Source organism: Pseudomonas sp. HD57-3 (assembly GCF_056113135.1).
In genome coordinates, this window is sequence record NZ_CM148568.1 from 2,085,784 (window position 1) to 2,101,074 (window position 15,291).

18 protein-coding genes are annotated in these 15,291 nt (G+C 62.1%); 15 read left to right on the top strand and 3 right to left on the bottom strand.

The features are described 5' to 3' along the window. The first annotated feature begins 21 nt into the window (after window positions 1-21). The 14 genes from cobO to AC0R79_RS09515 all read left to right on the top strand — a co-directional run bounded on the left by cobO (window position 22) and on the right by AC0R79_RS09515 (window position 11,413). Window positions 22-633: a cob(I)yrinic acid a,c-diamide adenosyltransferase gene (gene cobO, locus AC0R79_RS09450; protein ID WP_007950401.1), complete on the top strand. Its 612-nt coding sequence runs from the start codon at window positions 22-24 to the stop codon at window positions 631-633. Continuing rightward, window positions 630-1,925 carry a cobyrinate a,c-diamide synthase gene (locus tag AC0R79_RS09455; protein WP_474734204.1) on the top strand — a complete coding sequence of 432 codons (1,296 nt, stop codon included), beginning with the start codon at window positions 630-632 and terminating at the stop codon, window positions 1,923-1,925. Before cobO ends, AC0R79_RS09455 begins: the two co-directional genes overlap by 4 nt. Further along, a complete protein-coding gene (bluB, locus tag AC0R79_RS09460) occupies window positions 1,922-2,572 on the top strand; it encodes a 5,6-dimethylbenzimidazole synthase (RefSeq protein WP_127797341.1) in 651 nt (216 codons plus the stop codon). The genes AC0R79_RS09455 and bluB overlap by 4 nt, the downstream gene beginning before the upstream one ends. After that, complete coding sequence (gene cbiB, locus AC0R79_RS09465) at window positions 2,569-3,477, top strand: adenosylcobinamide-phosphate synthase CbiB (protein WP_474734205.1); 909 nt, start codon at window positions 2,569-2,571, stop codon at window positions 3,475-3,477. The genes bluB and cbiB overlap by 4 nt, the downstream gene beginning before the upstream one ends. Continuing rightward, window positions 3,470-4,477 (top strand): threonine-phosphate decarboxylase CobD, encoded by a 1,008-nt coding sequence (gene cobD / locus AC0R79_RS09470; protein WP_474734207.1) that lies wholly within the window; start codon window positions 3,470-3,472, stop codon window positions 4,475-4,477. The genes cbiB and cobD overlap by 8 nt, the downstream gene beginning before the upstream one ends. Then, a complete protein-coding gene (locus AC0R79_RS09475) occupies window positions 4,474-5,976 on the top strand; it encodes a cobyric acid synthase (RefSeq protein WP_474734209.1) in 1,503 nt (500 codons plus the stop codon). Before cobD ends, AC0R79_RS09475 begins: the two co-directional genes overlap by 4 nt. 99 nt (window positions 5,977-6,075) lie before the next feature. Then, window positions 6,076-6,597 (top strand): bifunctional adenosylcobinamide kinase/adenosylcobinamide-phosphate guanylyltransferase, encoded by a 522-nt coding sequence (cobU, locus tag AC0R79_RS09480; protein WP_064378675.1) that lies wholly within the window; start codon window positions 6,076-6,078, stop codon window positions 6,595-6,597. Further along, the gene (gene cobT, locus AC0R79_RS09485; RefSeq protein ID WP_474734210.1) at window positions 6,594-7,649 is read left to right on the top strand and encodes a nicotinate-nucleotide--dimethylbenzimidazole phosphoribosyltransferase; all 1,056 of its coding nucleotides are present in this window, start codon (window positions 6,594-6,596) and stop codon (window positions 7,647-7,649) included. Before cobU ends, cobT begins: the two co-directional genes overlap by 4 nt. Then, window positions 7,646-8,221: an alpha-ribazole phosphatase family protein gene (gene cobC / locus AC0R79_RS09490; RefSeq protein WP_474734212.1), complete on the top strand. Its 576-nt coding sequence runs from the start codon at window positions 7,646-7,648 to the stop codon at window positions 8,219-8,221. The genes cobT and cobC overlap by 4 nt, the downstream gene beginning before the upstream one ends. Before the next feature lies 1 nt (window position 8,222). Next, window positions 8,223-8,954 (top strand): adenosylcobinamide-GDP ribazoletransferase, encoded by a 732-nt coding sequence (locus AC0R79_RS09495; RefSeq protein WP_474734213.1) that lies wholly within the window; start codon window positions 8,223-8,225, stop codon window positions 8,952-8,954. Between the two features lie 56 nt (window positions 8,955-9,010). After that, entirely contained in the window at window positions 9,011-9,415 is a 405-nt protein-coding gene (locus AC0R79_RS09500) for a MarR family winged helix-turn-helix transcriptional regulator (RefSeq protein WP_007950413.1), read from the top strand. A 54-nt stretch (window positions 9,416-9,469) separates the two neighbouring features. Continuing rightward, on the top strand, window positions 9,470-10,678 hold the full coding sequence (locus tag AC0R79_RS09505) for an MFS transporter (protein ID WP_007950414.1): 1,209 nt from the start codon (window positions 9,470-9,472) through the stop codon (window positions 10,676-10,678). Further along, window positions 10,675-10,797, top strand: coding sequence for a hypothetical protein (locus AC0R79_RS09510; RefSeq protein ID WP_269669306.1), 123 nt, complete (start codon window positions 10,675-10,677; stop codon window positions 10,795-10,797). Before AC0R79_RS09505 ends, AC0R79_RS09510 begins: the two co-directional genes overlap by 4 nt. A 55-nt stretch (window positions 10,798-10,852) precedes the next feature. Continuing rightward, entirely contained in the window at window positions 10,853-11,413 is a 561-nt protein-coding gene (locus AC0R79_RS09515) for a glutathione peroxidase (RefSeq protein WP_127797348.1), read from the top strand. 97 nt (window positions 11,414-11,510) lie between these two features. Here AC0R79_RS09515 and AC0R79_RS09520 read toward each other — a convergent pair whose 3' ends face one another. From AC0R79_RS09520 to AC0R79_RS09530, 3 genes are all read right to left on the bottom strand, one after another. Then, window positions 11,511-12,782, bottom strand: a complete 1,272-nt coding sequence (locus tag AC0R79_RS09520) for an OmpP1/FadL family transporter (protein WP_474734215.1) — start codon at window positions 12,780-12,782, stop codon at window positions 11,511-11,513. Between the two features lie 146 nt (window positions 12,783-12,928). Beyond that, the gene (locus tag AC0R79_RS09525) at window positions 12,929-13,411 is read right to left on the bottom strand and encodes a hypothetical protein (protein WP_011333151.1); all 483 of its coding nucleotides are present in this window, start codon (window positions 13,409-13,411) and stop codon (window positions 12,929-12,931) included. A 276-nt stretch (window positions 13,412-13,687) separates the two neighbouring features. Then, on the bottom strand, window positions 13,688-13,912 hold the full coding sequence (locus AC0R79_RS09530; RefSeq protein WP_007950419.1) for a hypothetical protein: 225 nt from the start codon (window positions 13,910-13,912) through the stop codon (window positions 13,688-13,690). Window positions 13,913-14,865: 953 nt separating this feature from the next. Between AC0R79_RS09530 and AC0R79_RS09535 the strand changes: the two genes are divergently transcribed. Beyond that, window positions 14,866-15,189, top strand: coding sequence for an SEL1-like repeat protein (locus AC0R79_RS09535; protein ID WP_081493545.1), 324 nt, complete (start codon window positions 14,866-14,868; stop codon window positions 15,187-15,189). The last annotated feature ends 102 nt before the right edge of the window (window positions 15,190-15,291 follow it).

Genomic DNA, 15,291 nt, shown 5'->3' on the forward strand with positions numbered 1-15,291 from the left:
GCCTCAACGGAGAGCTCCCCCATGACTGATTCCCCCGAACGCGACGAGCGCCACCTTGCGCGCATGCAGCGCAAAAAAGCCGTCATCGACGAACGCATCGCCAATTCGCCAGACGAATGCGGCCTGGTGCTGGTGCTGACCGGCAACGGCAAAGGCAAAAGCAGCTCGGCGTTCGGCATGCTCGCCCGCGCCATGGGCCACGGCATGCAGTGCGGCGTGGTGCAGTTCATCAAGGGCCGCAACAGCACCGGCGAAGAGCTGTTCTTCCGTCGCTTCCCCGAGCAAGTGCGCTTTCATGTGATGGGCGAAGGCTTCACCTGGGAAACCCAGGACCGCCAGCGCGACATCGCCGCCGCCGAGGCAGCGTGGGAAGTATCTCGCGAGCTGCTGCGTGATCCGTCGATCGGTCTGGTGGTGCTCGATGAACTGAACATCGCCCTCAAGCACGGTTACCTCGATCTGGATCAGGTACTCAGCGATCTCCAGGCCCGTCCGCCGATGCAGCATGTGATCGTTACCGGTCGCGCCGCCAAGCCGGAAATGATCGAGATGGGCGACACCGTCACCGAAATGGGCATGATCAAGCACGCCTTCCAGGCCGGCATCAAAGCGCAGAAAGGCGTCGAACTTTGAATCAACCACGTCACTGCCCGGCGGTACTGATCGCCGCGCCGGCTTCCGGTCAGGGCAAGACCACCGTCACCGCTGCGCTGGCCCGTCTGCATCGCAATCAGGGGCGCAAGGTTCGCGTATTCAAGTGCGGTCCGGACTTTCTCGACCCGATGATCCTCGAGCGCGCCAGCGGTGCGCCGGTCTATCAACTGGACATGTGGATGGTCGGCGAGCAGGAAAGTCGACGTCTTTTGTGGGAAGCCGCCGCTGAAGCCGATCTGATCCTGATCGAAGGCGTGATGGGTTTGTTTGACGGTACGCCGTCGAGTGCCGACCTGGCCCGGCATTTCGGCGTGCCGGTGCTCGGCGTGATCGACGGCACGGCCATGGCCCAGACCTTCGGCGCCTTGGCCCTGGGCCTGGCGCGCTATCAGTCGGACTTGCCGTTCGCCGGCGTGCTGGCCAACCGTGTCGGCACTGTGCGCCATGCGCAATTGCTCGAGGGCAGCCTCACCGAAGGCCTGCGCTGGTACGGCGCGTTGTCCCGGGAAACCGGAATCGAACTGCCGAGCCGTCATCTCGGCCTGGTGCAGGCCAGCGAACTCAATGATCTCGATGTGCGCCTCGACGCCGCCGCCGAAGCACTGGCCGGCACTTGCGAGGTAGCGCTGCCACCGGCTGTGGAATTCGCCGCGCCTGAAATCATTGAGACCGAAAAGCTGCTCGAAGGCGTGCGAATTGCCGTCGCCCGCGACGAAGCCTTCGCCTTTACCTACGGCGCCAGTCTCGATCTGTTGCGGGCGATGGGCGCCGAGCTGAGTTTCTTCTCGCCGATCCGCGATGCGCAATTGCCCGACGCCGACAGTCTGTACCTGCCCGGCGGCTATCCGGAATTGCACCACGTTGCCTTGTCGCAGAACGCCGACATGCTCAAAGCGATCCGCGCGCATCATGCGGCCGGCAAACCGCTGCTCGCCGAATGTGGCGGCATGCTTTATCTGCTCGACTCGTTGACCGATGTCGAAGGCACCCGCGCTGATTTGGTCGGCCTGTTGAGTGGCGACGCCGTGATGCAAAAACGCCTCGCCGCGCTGGCATTGCAAGAAGTCGACCTGCCGGAAGGCCTATTGCGCGGCCACACCTATCACCATTCCCTGACCACCACCGAACTGACGCCGATTGCCCGTGGCCACAGTCCCAACGGCGGGCGTGGCGCGGAAGCGGTGTACCGGGAAGGGCGAATGACCGCCTCGTACGTGCATTTTTACTTTCCGTCGAATCCGTCGGCGATTGCCGCACTGTTGGTGCCATGACCGACAACGCCTTCACTGACGCCGAGCGCGAAGCGGTCTACCGCGCCATCGCCGAACGCCGCGACATGCGCCATTTCAGCGGCGGCACGGTCGAGCCTGAACTGTTGCGCCGTTTGCTTGAAGCCGCGCACCAGGCACCGAGCGTCGGCCTGATGCAGCCGTGGCGCTTCATCCGTATCAGCGACCGCACCTTGCGTGGCCAGATCCAGAACCTTGTTGAAGAAGAACGCGTGCGCACTGCCGAAGCCCTCGGCGAGCGCAGTGACGAGTTCATGAAGCTTAAGGTTGAAGGCATCAACGACTGCGCCGAAGTGTTGGTCGCCGCGTTGATGGACGATCGCGAGCGGCATATTTTCGGTCGTCGCACGCTGCCGGAAATGGACATGGCGTCGTTGTCCTGCGCAATCCAGAATCTTTGGCTCGCCGCGCGTGCCGAAGGGTTGGGCATGGGCTGGGTGTCGCTGTTCGAGCCGCAGGCGCTGGCCGATCTGCTGAAACTGCCGGCCGGGGCCAAGCCGCTGGCGGTGCTTTGCCTGGGGCCGGTCAAGGAATTCTATCCGGCGCCGATGCTGGTACTCGAAGGGTGGGCGCAGGCGCGTCCGCTCAATGAGCTGCTGTATGAAAATTTTTGGGGAGTGAGTCAATGAGTGTGGCGTTGTTGAGTGTCGCCGCGGTTGCGCTGGATGCGCTGCTGGGTGAACCGAAACGCTGGCATCCGCTGGTGGCGTTCGGCAATTTCGCCGGGCGCATCGAGCAACGTTTCAATAGCGCTGGTCGTGGCTGGCGCAGCCATGGCGTTACCGCGTGGGTGATCGCGGTGTTGCCGCTGACCCTGCTGGCCACGGCGTTTTCCTGGGCGCCTTACGTGGGCTGGGTCGTCGAGATTCTTGCGCTGTATTGCGCCCTCGGCATGCGCAGTCTGGGTGAGCACGTCGAGCCGGTGGCCAAGGCCCTGCGCGCCGATGATCTGGAAGAGGCGCGCAAGCGTGTGGGTTATCTGGTCAGTCGCCAGACCGATGAGCTGGACAGCACCGCTGTCGCCCGCGCCGCCACCGAGTCGGTGCTGGAGAACGGCAGCGATGCGGTGTTCGCCGCGCTGTTCTGGTTTGCCGTGGCTGGTGCGCCGGGCGTGGTGCTCTATCGTCTGAGCAATACGCTCGATGCGATGTGGGGCTATCGCAACGAACGCTTCGAGCGATTCGGCTGGGCAGCGGCAAAAATCGACGACGTCCTCAACTACATTCCTGCGCGGCTGGTGGCGTTGACCTACGCGCTGCTGGGCAAGACCCGACTGGCGCTGAAATGCTGGCGCACTCAGGCGCCGAAATGGGACAGCCCGAACGCCGGCCCGGTAATGGCCGCCGGCGCAGGTGCCTTGGGCGTCGAGCTGGGAGGCCCGGCGATTTACCACGGCGAGCTGCACGAGCGTCCGCAACTGGGCGAGGGCGTGCAGGCGGATGCCGATTCCATTGATCGCGGCTGGCAATTGGTCCAGCGCGGGGTATGGTTATGGCTGCTGATTCTCTGCGTGGGGGCTGAATTCTATGCTTGAGCACGGTGGCCGGTTGCGCAGGGCGGCGCTCGAATACGGCATCGCGGAAGAAGACTGGCTCGACCTGTCCACGGGGCTAGCGCCATGGCCGTTTCCGGTCCCGGAGATTCCGTTGCGGGCGTGGGCGCGCCTGCCGGAAAACGATGACGGTCTGGAGCAGGCTGCGTGTGATTACTACGGGGCCGGCCAAGTGCTGCCGGTTGCCGGTTCGCAGATGGCCATTCAACTGCTGCCGCGATTGCGTCGCGCCGGCAAGGTCGGCGTGCTGTCGCCGTGTTATGCCGAGCATGCCGAAGCCTGGCGGCGCAGCGGCTATATCGTGCGCGAGGTGCTGGAGCAGGAAGTCGATTTCTTTCTCGACAGCCTCGACGTGCTGGTGGTGGTCAATCCGAACAATCCAACGGGCCTGAATCTGACCCCGGCGCGCCTGCTCGACTGGCATGCGCGGCTGGCCCAGCGCGGCGGCTGGCTGGTGGTCGACGAAGCGTTCATGGACAACACGCCGCAGCTGAGTCTGGCCCCGCATGCGCATCAGGTTGGGTTGATCGTGTTGCGCTCGTTCGGCAAGTTTTTCGGTCTGGCCGGTGTGCGGCTGGGCTTCGTGCTGGCCGAGCGCAAGTTGCTCCGGTTGTTGGCCGAACAGGTCGGGCCGTGGGCAGTCAGCGGGCCGACCCGGGTGCTTGGCCAGGCCTGTCTGCGCGACACCGAAGGCCATACCCGCCAGCGGATCCGCAGCGACGAGGCCAGCGAACGGCTGGCTGCGCTGCTTGAGCGCCACGGCTTCAAACCGCAGGGCGGCTGCGCGCTGTTTCAGTGGCTGATCACCGAACAGGCCGCCGTGCTGCACGAATTCATGGCTCGTCGCGGCATTCTCCTGCGCCTGTTTGCGCACAACAGCAGCCTGCGATTCGGCCTGCCCGCCGATGCCGCCGACGAGGCGCGCCTTGAGCAAGCCCTGCAAGCATTCGCCAAGCATTGCTCCATGGAAAAACCAGCATGACCACATTAATGGTGCAGGGCACCACCTCCGACGCCGGCAAAAGTACGCTGGTGACGGCGCTGTGCCGCTGGGCAACCCGTCAGGGTGTCGCCGTGGTGCCGTTCAAACCGCAGAACATGGCGCTCAACAGCGCGGTGACTGCCGACGGCGGCGAGATCGGCCGCGCGCAAGCGGTGCAGGCCCAGGCGGCGTTCCTCGAACCGCACACCGACATGAACCCGGTGCTGCTCAAGCCCAACAGTGACACCGGTGCCCAGGTCATCATCCACGGTCGGGCGGTCACCAGCATGAACGCCGTCGCCTATCACGACTACAAAGCCATCGCCATGCAAGCCGTGCTCGCTTCCCACGAGCGCTTGAGAGCCGCGTATCCGCTGGTGATGGTCGAAGGCGCTGGGTCGCCAGCAGAGATCAATCTGCGCGCCGGCGACATCGCCAACATGGGCTTCGCCGAAGCGGTGGATTGCCCGGTGTTGCTGATTGCCGACATTAATCGTGGCGGCGTGTTTGCCCATCTGGTGGGTACGCTGGAACTGCTGTCGCCGAGCGAACAGGCACGGGTCAAAGGCTTCATCATCAACCGTTTTCGCGGTGACATCGCCTTGCTGCAACCGGGCCTCGACTGGCTGGAACAACGCACCGGCAAGCCGGTGGTGGGCGTGCTGCCGTACGTGATGGACTTGCATCTGGAGGCCGAGGACGGCATCGACCAGCGTCAGACCGACAAGGCCGAGCAAGTCCTGGAAGTGGTGGTGCCGGTGCTGCCGCGCATCAGCAACCACACCGATTTCGATCCGCTGCGGCTGCATCCGCAGGTGGATCTCCAATTCATCGGTCCGGGGCAAGCGATTCCGCCGGCCGACTTGATCATCCTGCCGGGCTCGAAAAGCGTGCGCAGTGATTTGGCGTATCTGCGCGCCAATGGCTGGGAATCGGCCATCCGCCGTCACCTGCGTTACGGCGGCAAATTACTCGGGATCTGCGGCGGCCTGCAAATGCTCGGCGAGCAAGTGCACGATCCGCTGGGCCTTGAAGGCGCGCGGGGTTCCAGCGCCGGTCTGGGGCTGCTGGCGTTCGAAACACAGCTCGAAGCCGAGAAGCAATTGCGCAATGTGCGCGGGCGTCTGGCGCTGGAAGACGCCGAAGTCAGCGGCTACGAAATTCATGCTGGTGTGACCACGGGAGCTGCGCTGGAAAATGCTGCGGTGCATCTGGACGACGGCCGCTGCGACGGCGCTCAAAGCCTCGACGGGCAGATTTTCGGCACCTACCTGCATGGCCTGTTCGAATCGCCGGCGGCCAGTGCGGCGCTGTTGCGCTGGGCCGGTCTGAACGATGTGCAGGAGGTGGATTACCACGGCCTGCGTGAACGCGATATCGAGCGCTTGGCGGATCTGGTGGAGAAGCATCTGGATACCGATCTGTTGTGTGAACTTTGTGGCATCCAGGCTGGATGTGATGGCCTCTTCGCGGGCAAGCCCGCTCCCACAGGGGGCTGAGGTGTACTCAAGTGCCATGTCCGGCCGACATCCATTGTGGGAGCGGGCTTGCCCGCGAAGAGGCCAGTTGTCTCAACGAATTTTTTTCAGGATGCCTCCATGCTCCAGTTGATCCTCGGCGGCGCCCGCTCCGGTAAAAGTCGCCTGGCGGAAAAGCTCGCCACTGACAGCGCACTGGCCGTGACATACATCGCCACCAGCCAGCCGCTTGACGGCGAGATGAATGAGCGCGTCGCCCATCATCGCGCCCGTCGTCCCGTCGAGTGGGCGTTGATTGAGGAGCCGCTGGAGCTGGCCCGTGTCCTGCGCGAAAACGCCGGTCCCGAGCGCTGCCTGCTGGTGGATTGCCTGACGCTGTGGCTGACCAATCTGCTGATGCTCGATGACGCCGAACGCCTCGCCGCCGAACGCGAGGCCCTGCTCGAATGCCTGGCGTCGCTGCCGGGTGAAATCATTTTTGTCAGCAACGAAACCGGAATGGGTGTCGTGCCGCTGGGCGAATTGACTCGCCGCTACGTCGATGAAGCCGGTTGGCTGCATCAAGCTCTGGCCGAGCGTTGTCAGCGAGTCGTCCTGACGGTCGCCGGCCTGCCCCTGACTCTGAAAGGACCTGCGTTATGACCAAAGCCTGGTGGCTGAACCCGTGCAAACCGGTGGATGCGCAAGCCGTTGAAAACGCGGCGGCGCGTCAGCAGCAATTGACCAAACCCGCCGGCTCTCTCGGGCAGCTTGAATCGGTGGCGGTGCAACTGGCGGGATTGCAGGGCCAGGTCAAACCGACACTCGATCAGGTCTGGATCGCGATTTTTGCCGGCGACCATGGCGTTGTCGCCGAAGGGGTTTCCGCGTTCCCGCAGGAAGTCACCGGGCAGATGCTGCTGAACTTCGTCAGCGGCGGTGCGGCGATCAGCGTGCTGGCGCGGCAACTCGGCGCGCAGCTGGAAGTGGTGGATCTGGGCACCGTGACCCCGTCGCTGAACATGCCGGGCGTGCGTCACCTGAACATCGGCCCGGGCACGGCGAATTTCGCCAAGGGCGCGGCGATGACTCGGGCCCAGGGCGAGCTCGCCTTGCAGGGCGGCCGCGACAGTGTGCTGCGCGCGAAAGCGGCAGGCGCGCAATTGTTCATCGGCGGCGAAATGGGCATCGGCAACACCACCGCCGCCAGTGCGCTGGCTTGTGCCTTGCTGGATTGCCCGGTGACGCATCTGACCGGTCCGGGCACCGGGCTGAATGCCGAAGGCGTCAGCCACAAGGCGCAGGTGATCGAGCGGGCGCTGGCGCTGCATGCGGCGCAGCGTGGCGACGCGTTGCAGACCCTGTTCAATCTCGGCGGCTTTGAGATTGCGGCTTTGGTCGGTGCGTATCTGGCCTGTGCTCAGGAAGGTGTGGCGGGGCTGGTGGACGGTTTTATCTGCACGGTCGCCGCACTGGTGGCGGTGCGTTTGAATCCGGCCTGCCGTGAGTGGCTGCTGTTCGGTCATCGCGGTGCCGAGCCGGGTCATCGACATGTGCTGGAAACCCTCGGCGCTGAACCGCTGCTCGAACTGGGCCTGCGTCTGGGCGAGGGCAGTGGCGCCGCGCTGGCGGTGCCGTTGTTGCGTCTGGCCTGCGACCTGCACGGGCAGATGGCGACCTTCGCCGAAGCCGCGGTGGCGGATCGCCCGGCATGACCTTGCGTCTGGATCTGCTGCGCCACGGTGAAACCGAACTCGGCGGCGGCCTGCGTGGCAGCCTCGACGACGCACTGACCGAAAAAGGCTGGGCGCAGATGCGCGAGGCGGTGAGCGGGCAGGGGCCGTGGAATCGGCTGGTCAGTTCGCCGTTGCAGCGTTGCGCGCGGTTTGCTGAAGAGTTGAGCGCGCAGCGGGATCTGCCGGTATCTCTGGAGAAGAATCTGCAAGAGTTGCATTTCGGTGCCTGGGAAGGGCAAAGCGCGGCGGCGTTGATGGAAACCGATGCCGAGGCGCTTGGGCTGTTCTGGGCGGATCCGTATGGGTTTACTCCGCCGCAGGGTGAGCCGGTCAGCGATTTTTCTGCGCGGGTGCTGGCGGCGGTGATGCGACTGCATGCAGCGCACGCGGGTGAGCGGGTGTTGCTGGTCAGTCATGGCGGCGTCATGCGTCTGTTGCTGGCGCGGGCCCGTGGTTTGCCCCGTGAGCAGTTGCTGAATGTCGAAGTCGCTCACGGCGCGCTGTTTTCGCTGATCGTCGAGGCCGACGGTTCGCTCAAGGAAGTGTGCTGAGATGCTGTCCCTGTGGATCGCCCTGCAATTTCTCAGCAGCCTGCCGATTCGTCTGCCGGGCATGCCGGCGCCTGAACAGCTCGGGCGCTCGCTGCTGTTTTATCCGATGGTGGGCTTGCTGTTCGGCGTGATCCTCTGGGCGCTGAACATTGCGTTGGGCGGCGCGCCATTGCTGTTGCACGCAGCACTGTTGCTGACGGTGTGGGTGCTGCTCAGCGGCGCATTGCACCTCGATGGGTTGGCGGACAGCGCTGACGCGTGGCTCGGCGGTTTCGGTGATCGCGAGCGTACGCTGACGATCATGAAGGATCCGCGCAGCGGGCCGATCGCGGTGGTGACGCTGGTGCTGGTGATGTTGCTCAAGTTCGCCGCGTTGCTGGCGTTGATCGAACAACAGCAGGGTATAGCGTTGATCATCGTGCCGCTGATCGGGCGTGCGGCGCTGCTCGGACTGTTCCTCACCACGACTTATGTGCGGGCCGGTGGATTGGGGCAGGCGTTGGCTGATCATCTGCCACGCAAGACGGGTTGGCAGGTGCTGGCGGTGAGCGCAGCGGTATGCGTGGTGATCGCTGGGTTCAACGCCGTCGTGGCGCTGCTGCTGGCGGTTGTCGTGTTCATCTGGCTACGGCATTTGATGGTGCGGCGATTGGGCGGAACCACCGGTGATACGGCCGGTGCCCTGCTGGAATTGCTGGAGATGTCAGTGCTGGTCGGGCTGGCCTTGTTTTGATAAGTAACTTTGATCTGTAACTTGATTTAACACAGTCGCGGGTATATACACGCATCATGCTTCCTTCTCAGTGTTTGTGCACCAACCTGCGACGCGCCGCGCGTGGCGTCAGCAGGCATTACGACGGCGCTCTCGACGGCTTCGGGATCAACGTTGCCCAGTATTCTTTGCTGTGCAACCTGCAGCGGCTGGATCAGCCGAGCATTTCCGAACTGGCCGAAGCGATGGGCCTGGACCGCAGCACTCTCGGGCGCAATCTGCGGGTGCTGGAAGGCGAGGGCCTGGTGGCGCTGGCCGAGGGCGAGGACATGCGCAACCGCATCGTCCGGCTCACCGAAACCGGTGCGCAACGCCTGGCAGCAGCCTTGCCGGCCTGGGAAGCGGCGCAACAGCGGTTGATCGACCGACTGGGTGCCGAGAAGCGTGAAACCTTGCTGCGGCTGTTGGATGAACTGGCCTGAGGGCCGGTTTTTTCCGAATCTAAGCGGGTATATACCCGCGACTGGAGAATAACAATGAGTTCGATGTGGCGTACGTGCGGTTGGGTGTTGCTGGGGAGCGCGCTGATTCTGGCGTTGTCATTGGGCGTGCGGCACGGTTTCGGTTTGTTTCTGTCGCCGATGAGCGCCCAGTTTGGCTGGGGTCGTGAAGTGTTCGCCTTCGCCATCGCCTTGCAGAACCTGATCTGGGGCCTGGCGCAGCCGTTTACCGGCGCACTGGCCGACCGCTTCGGCGCGGCAAAAGTGGTGCTGATCGGAGGTGTGCTGTACGCCTTGGGCCTGGTGTTCATGGGCCTGTCGGAAACGGCGCTGGGCCTGTCCCTGAGCGCAGGTCTGCTGATCGGCATCGGGCTTTCCGGCACTTCGTTCTCGGTCATCCTCGGTGTGGTTGGCCGCGCTGTGCCGCCGGAAAAACGCAGCATGGGCATGGGCATTGCCAGTGCTGCCGGTTCTTTCGGCCAATTCGCCATGCTGCCGGGCACCCTCGGTCTGATTGGCTGGCTCGGCTGGTCGGCGGCGTTGCTGGTGCTGGGCCTGCTGGTGGCGTTGATCGTGCCGCTGGTTAGCATGCTCAAGGACAAGCCGCTGCCGGTGCTCGGGCATGAGCAAACCCTGTCCGAAGCGCTGCGTGAGGCCTGCTCGCATTCCGGGTTCTGGTTGCTGGCGTTCGGTTTTTTCGTCTGCGGATTTCAGGTGGTGTTCATTGGCGTGCACCTGCCGGCGTATCTGGTCGATCAGCATTTGCCGGCGAGTGTCGGCACCACGGTGCTGGCGTTGATCGGTCTGTTCAACATCTTCGGTACGTACACCGCCGGTTGGCTCGGCGGGCGGATGTCCAAACCGCGTCTGCTGACCGGGTTGTACCTGCTGCGGGCGGTGGTGATCGTGCTGTTCCTGTGGCTGCCGGTGACGACGACTTCGGCCTATCTGTTCGGCATGGCCATGGGCTTTCTGTGGCTGTCGACGGTGCCGTTGACCAACGGTACGGTGGCGACCTTGTTTGGCGTACGAAACCTGTCCATGCTCGGCGGTATCGTGTTCCTGTTCCATCAGTTGGGTTCGTTCCTCGGTGGCTGGCTGGGCGGGGTGGTGTATGACCGGACGGGGAGTTATGACTTGATCTGGCAAGTGGCGGTTCTCTTGAGCCTGTTGGCGGCAGCGCTGAACTGGCCGGTGCGCGAGCGTCCGGTCGAGCGACTGCAACCGCGTGCGAGCGCCGCATGAGCCGTTTCTGGCCGCAGATCGTCGTCACCGCACTCGGCGCCGCATTGCTGGCGCTGGTGTGGTGGGGCTGGCATCAGGGCGGGCTGGCGCTGATGCAGTTGGGCATGGGTGCTTGCTAGACCGGCGGGAGGGCGAGTAACGTCGGGGTCTGACGATTGCTCAAGGATGCCCGACATGCTCAAGCGCTGGTGTGCTGTTCCCGCGTTGCTGATGGCGTTGACCGGACTGGCCCAGGCCGCGGACTGTCCGGATCTGTTGCAAGGTTCGCTGCCCAAGTTGCGGGCCAAGGAATCCATCGACCTGTGTCAGCGCTACGCCGACAAACCGCTGGTCGTGATCAACACGGCCAGCTTCTGTGGTTTCGCTCCGCAGTTCGAGGGGCTCGAAGCGCTCAATCAGCGCTACAAGGCCCAGGGCCTTGAAATGCTCGGCGTGCCCTCCAATGACTTCAAGCAGGAGTCCAAGGACAGCGCCGAGACCGCCAAGGTCTGCTACGCCAACTACGGCGTAACCTTCACCATGACCGAGCCGCAGAAGGTGCGGGGTGACGATGCGACTCATCTGTTTCAGGTGCTGGCCAAACAGAGCAGTGCACCGAAGTGGAATTTCTACAAATACGTCATCGACCGCCAGGGCAAGGTGATCGCCAATTTCTCCAGCTTGACCAAACCGGATGATCCGGAGTTTCTGGCAGCCATCGAGAAAGCCATTGCCTCCAAACCGCTGAAACCCTGATCGACGCCCATCAAAAAGCCCCGCCTCTGTGAAGAGAGCGGGGCTTTTTAGTGGGCGAGGCCTCAAATGGTAAAGAGCTCAGCCTCGCCGTACAGCATCAGAAGCGGTAGGTTGCGCCGACACCGAAGCCGTTTGCCGAGTTTTCATACTGCGAGTTGTAGCTCTGGCCACGATCGTTTTCGTTGCGGATGTTGACCTTCTCTTCCTTCAGGTACGAGTAGGCAACGTCGATGGTCAGGTCTTCAGTCGGGCTCCAGCCGGCACCGATGCTGAAAATGGTCCGGTCGCCGGTCGGGATGCGTGGCGAACGGTCGACGTTGTTGGTCGGCGACTGGTCGAACGTCAGACCGGTACGCAGTACCCATTCCTTGTTCAGCTGGTAGGACGTACCGATGGCGTAAGCCCAGGTGTCATGCCAGTTCTGTTCTTCGGTGATCTCGCCGAACTGGCCAGCCAGCAGAGGCTGTACACCGGAGTTCTTGACGGTGATCTTTTCCAGCTGGCTCCAACGGGTCCAGGTGGTACCGGCGTAGACGTTCCAGCGATCGTTGATCGCCTGAGTGACCGAGAGGTCCACGGATTCAGGCGTGGTAATCTTCAGCGAAGCGTCGTATTTCTGGTTCGCACCCAGGCCGATCGCGCCCAGCACACCGTAGTTGACCTTGGTGTTGCCTTCGAGCTTGTAGTCGACTTTCGAGTGGTAGGTCAGACCCAGGCGAGTGGTGTCGGTAGCCTGTACCAGTACGCCGATGTTGTAGCCCAGTGCGGTGTCGTCACCCTTGATCTTGACCTTGCCGTCCGGCGCAGCCTGAGTGATCGACAGGTTGGATTCCAGCGCACCGTCGATGCGGTTGATGGTCGGACCGAAACCGATCGACACCACGTCGTTGAATTTGTAGCTGACGGTCGGCTGGAAGGTGATGACCTGGACTTCGGACTTGCTGCCGAAGTAACGGCCGGCGAAGCCGTTTTCATAGTCGGTGATCAGGCCGAAGGGTACGTACACACCCAGGCCGAATGCCCAATGCTCGTCGATCGGCTTGACGTAGTAGCCCATAGGTACGGAGGTGAAGGGCACCATATCGCCTTTGTTGCTGCCGCCGTTCGGGCTGGAGCTGGCGTCGCTGATATCGGTTTTTGCGTCGAGGAATGCAACACCGCCAGTGACTTGTTCGCGCGTGATGCGCGACATGCCAGCAGGGTTGCCATAAACAGTGCTTGCGTCGTCGGCAGAAGAAGATCGCCCGGCGTACCCAGTCCCCATCCCGCTGATGCTGTGTTCGTTGATGGCAAAGCCAGCTGCGAAGATCTGGGTGGATGCCACGGTTACGGCAAAGCTAAGGGTGGTTTTGAGCATGACTTTTTTCATTATTAGAACTCCTGGTGATCACCGGGGCGAAAATTACCAACATTTTCGTCCCAGCGCTATAGTCCGTATGCCTTGAGTTAGAGCGGTTTTGTAGGACAATCCGACCAAATTCGCTACTCGTTGGGCGATGTTGCGAAACCGGTGGGTCAGCAAGCGACCTGATTCAGCGGTGAAACACAGGTTTGCCAGGCGCAGGTGAAATCGCGCAGACGACCTTGAGGCTGGAAGGTCTGACGCCAGATGCGCGCCATACCCAGCAGATCATCCGGCTCGGGGAGGATGGGGTTTTGTTCTTCGACCAGCAGCCAAGCGATGGCCGTGGCGTAACGCAGGTTGACGGTCAGTTCGAGGTGCGGGCCGCTGAGGAAAGCATGCTGGCTGGCGAGGCCGCGAACCAGGCTGGCGCGTTCCGGATCCAGTGCCAGGTAATGATCCCAGAGGGCCTGGTGACGGTGTTCGGCAATCCGGTACAGGCCGTGGCCACGGCGGTCATGCAGGGCGGAACCGAGGGCGGACTGGCTGGCGGCAATGCCCAGCAACAGGGATTCGGCAGTTGCGCAGTGGCGTCCCAGGTAAATCAGCGTAGGACGGATCACATAGCGGCACAGTTCGCTGGCAGCGATACCCATAAAACCCTCGGATCTTGTTATCGGGCGGCGAGACCTGAAGGGGAGCTTGGCAGCTGTGGATCGACTCAGGCTCGCCGGAAGCGGATCACGCCGCTTGAGTTGAAGTGTAGTGTCATATTCGCGACGTAAAGGCCTGTTTTTAAAATATTTCCGGCGAGGCGTTATAACCGTTATATCGGTTAGTGATTAGGCAGAAAGTGGCAGAAGTGAAACATCGGGCAATAAAAAGCCCCGCATTCTCAGCGGGGCTTTTGCTTTTGCAGCCATTTCGGCCTCTCAGGCGATCAATGCCTGACGGGTGCGATCAATCACGGCCTGCAGCGGTTCGGCGCTGGAGTATTGATCGGGGTACAGACGCTCGCTGTGGCGGGCGATCCCGTGTTCATTGACCACGGTGAAGCTGAAGCAGCCTTTGCGAGCGGCCATGATCAGGCAGTTCATTGGAGCAAAAGCGTTGGTTAGGGTGCGAATGGCATCCTGAGTCTGGATTTGAGTCGACATAGTTATTAGGTGTTCCTACAAATGACACGGATAAGAACCGTGCAACGTTAAAACGTTCCAGTAACGTCAACCACCATTGGTCGAACGAAGAACCCGACTGGAACAAGGCAGCCAGTTCGAGCGCTATAAAAGTTGGCGCGCTTGGGCTGGCAGGTAGGTACTTAGGAGGACAGGCAACACATCGAGGGCAGAGGTTCTGGGCCCGGGGTGAAGATCCTGATCAATTTGCAGGTTGGTTCGGTCAGAGTAAGTGGTCTTCGCAACACCCTTTGCATTCGATTCAAAGGCTGTGTTGTCGCAAGATTTACCTGGAAACCATCGAGGGGTCGATCCCGCTTTTTCCGGTGAAGACTTCTGTGAGAGAAACTTGACCGTGGGGGTGTGTTCGACCGGAATTGACTTTCAGCTTGGTACTAACGCCGCGGATACTAACGGAACGATCCCCGGAAGGCAAACCCGTTGATCAAAAAAATCCGGAGACATTGCCCCGGCCCCGAGCCTGCCCCGATCTGACTCACATCATGACCGTCGGTCGCCACGACATGACCGGCGCTGAAGCTCGGCGCAGGGGCTTATACCCAGTCCGAATGCCAAAACGACCCGAAAAGGCGCATCGATATAACCGCGTAACAGGTACTTGTGCACATTAGTTGCGCAGACTGTAACGGCGCTGTCACAACGATCCTGACCCCGATGGCTGCCTGCATCGAAAGTTTAAGTCAATGAAAAACATCGCTTTTTTTAACTGGTGAAAAAATCGTCAGTTTGACTGCGAGCCCCATTCCACAAGGCTTTGCGGCGACTGGAGGACGGTTGTCCACTGAGTTATCCACAGCTTCTGTGGATTGTCCCGAGCGCTTGCTCTAGCACGGGCGTGCCGGGTTTTTTTCGACTTTACCTGTGCGAAAAAAAGAGTAGAGTGGCGCGCCTTCCGATCTGTCCCACAGTGCTTTATGAAGTTTCGTTCAGCTCCAGAATCTGTTACCTCCCAACCCCCTCGTGTTACCGCTCCCAAGCGATTTTCCGTGCGCGTGGCCGAATGGCTGCTCGACAGCCCGCGCCTGGGCGATAGCCAGAATGCCAAGCATCTCGCCGGCCGCCTGCTCAAGCAACCGGCCCGGGAAGGGGTGGTCGCCGCGCAAAGTCGTCTCGGCCAGTTGATGTGCCGCGAGTGCGGCAATGCCCGGGATCGCCGGATCGGCCAGGACCTGCTGCGCCAGGCCGCCCGCGCCGGTGACCGCCGCGCGCAACAGGAACTCGGCCTGATCGAAGACTGAGCTGTCCAAGACCAGACGCCTTGGTTAACCTTCAGGCTTTATCGGATCGGCGGGAATCACTATGGCGATGGACTTGACCAGCATCCTGCTGGGGCTGGCAGG

Coding starts and splice junctions, on each gene's coding strand:
- cobO (WP_007950401.1), top strand. CDS start 22: ATGACTGATTCCCCCGAACGCGACGAGCGCCACCTTGCGCGCATGCAG.
- bluB (WP_127797341.1), top strand. CDS start 1,922: ATGACCGACAACGCCTTCACTGACGCCGAGCGCGAAGCGGTCTACCGC.
- cbiB (WP_474734205.1), top strand. CDS start 2,569: ATGAGTGTGGCGTTGTTGAGTGTCGCCGCGGTTGCGCTGGATGCGCTG.
- cobD (WP_474734207.1), top strand. CDS start 3,470: ATGCTTGAGCACGGTGGCCGGTTGCGCAGGGCGGCGCTCGAATACGGC.
- AC0R79_RS09475 (WP_474734209.1), top strand. CDS start 4,474: ATGACCACATTAATGGTGCAGGGCACCACCTCCGACGCCGGCAAAAGT.
- cobU (WP_064378675.1), top strand. CDS start 6,076: ATGCTCCAGTTGATCCTCGGCGGCGCCCGCTCCGGTAAAAGTCGCCTG.
- cobT (WP_474734210.1), top strand. CDS start 6,594: ATGACCAAAGCCTGGTGGCTGAACCCGTGCAAACCGGTGGATGCGCAA.
- cobC (WP_474734212.1), top strand. CDS start 7,646: ATGACCTTGCGTCTGGATCTGCTGCGCCACGGTGAAACCGAACTCGGC.
- AC0R79_RS09495 (WP_474734213.1), top strand. CDS start 8,223: ATGCTGTCCCTGTGGATCGCCCTGCAATTTCTCAGCAGCCTGCCGATT.
- AC0R79_RS09500 (WP_007950413.1), top strand. CDS start 9,011: ATGCTTCCTTCTCAGTGTTTGTGCACCAACCTGCGACGCGCCGCGCGT.
- AC0R79_RS09505 (WP_007950414.1), top strand. CDS start 9,470: ATGAGTTCGATGTGGCGTACGTGCGGTTGGGTGTTGCTGGGGAGCGCG.
- AC0R79_RS09510 (WP_269669306.1), top strand. CDS start 10,675: ATGAGCCGTTTCTGGCCGCAGATCGTCGTCACCGCACTCGGCGCCGCA.
- AC0R79_RS09515 (WP_127797348.1), top strand. CDS start 10,853: ATGCTCAAGCGCTGGTGTGCTGTTCCCGCGTTGCTGATGGCGTTGACC.
- AC0R79_RS09520 (WP_474734215.1), bottom strand. CDS start 12,782: ATGAAAAAAGTCATGCTCAAAACCACCCTTAGCTTTGCCGTAACCGTG.
- AC0R79_RS09525 (WP_011333151.1), bottom strand. CDS start 13,411: ATGGGTATCGCTGCCAGCGAACTGTGCCGCTATGTGATCCGTCCTACG.
- AC0R79_RS09530 (WP_007950419.1), bottom strand. CDS start 13,912: ATGTCGACTCAAATCCAGACTCAGGATGCCATTCGCACCCTAACCAAC.
- AC0R79_RS09535 (WP_081493545.1), top strand. CDS start 14,866: ATGAAGTTTCGTTCAGCTCCAGAATCTGTTACCTCCCAACCCCCTCGT.